The sequence below is a fragment of the Neisseria sp. P0009.S007 genome, from assembly GCF_051962515.1.
In genome coordinates this window covers 1-1,325 of the sequence record NZ_JBQCVF010000378.1, presented here as the reverse complement: position 1 = coordinate 1,325, position 1,325 = coordinate 1, and the positions used below count along the sequence as shown (strand labels likewise).

Genomic DNA, 1,325 nt, shown 5'->3' with positions numbered 1-1,325 from the left:
ACTTCATCATCGGAAACAAACGCACCTTGCAGGCGTGTCGGTTCTGCGCTGCCCGGTTGCAGGAATAATGAGTCGCCATATTTGAGCAATTCGTCTGCACCCATTTGGTCAAGAATAGTGCGGCTGTCGATTTTGCTTTGTACGGTAAAGGCCATACGTGTCGGAATGTTAGCTTTAATCAGGCCGGTAACCACATCAACGCTTGGGCGTTGGGTGGCGACAATCATGTGAATGCCTGCCGCACGCGCTTTTTGGGCAAGGCGTGCGATTTGCTGCTCAACGGATTTACGTTCGGTCATCATCAAGTCTGCTAATTCGTCAATGACGACCACAATCAACGGCAGTTTTTCCAGAGGCTCAGGATCGTCAGGATTTAAGCTGAACGGATTGAGTAATGGCTTACCTGCTGCTTTGGCTTGTTCGACTTTTTGGTTGAAGCCGTCCAAATTACGCACGCCGGCATGGGAAAGCAGACGATAACGTTTTTCCATTTCGGCAACACACCAGTTCAACGCTTGTCCGGCCTCGCGCATATCGGTCACAACCGGGCAGAGCAGGTGCGGAATGCCGTCGTAAATACTCAATTCCAGCATTTTCGGGTCAATCATAATGAAGCGGACTTCGTCAGGAGTGGCTTTGAAGAGCATGGACATAATCATGCCGTTCACACCGACGGATTTACCTGAGCCGGTCATACCTGCGACTAAAAGATGCGGCATTTTTGCCAAGTCGCCGACAACGGGCGTACCTGCAATATCTTTACCCAAAGCAACAGTCAGTTTGGACTTGGCATCGGTAAATACGGATGAAGAGAGGATTTCGCTCAACATCACGTCTTGGCGTTTCTCATTGGGCAATTCAATGCCCATAGTGTTTTTACCGGCAATGGTTTCGACGATGCGTACCGCTTGCAGAGACATCGAGCGCGCCAAATCTTTGGACAAGGCGACAATTTGGCTGCCTTTGACACCTTGTGCCGGTTCGATTTCGTAGCGGGTAATCACGGGACCGGAAGTGGCGGAAACAACTTGTACGCCGATGCCAAATTCAGCCAGCTTGGCTTCGATCAATTCTGCGGTCTGTTGCAATTCATCCGGATTGACGGCAACCGGTTCTTCAGACGGCATACGCAACAGGTTCATGTTGGGTTTGTGATATTCGCCGTTGTTTTTAGGTTCTGTATCGTCAAACAGGGAAGTTTGGATTTTAGGGGGTGGCGCAACGGACACGGCAACAGTTTTACGGTTGCTGCTGCTGCCTGCCAACGGAGCAACCGGAGTAGCGGTAATGGTTTTGGCTTCTTTAACCATGCGGCGCGTATTTTG

At 50.5% G+C, this 1,325-nt stretch carries 1 protein-coding gene; it reads right to left on the bottom strand.

Features of this window, described 5'->3' with window-relative positions:
• Positions 1-1,325: DNA translocase FtsK (locus ACTHS3_RS13405; protein ID WP_440368180.1), on the bottom strand; the 1,325-nt coding region annotated here is incomplete at both ends.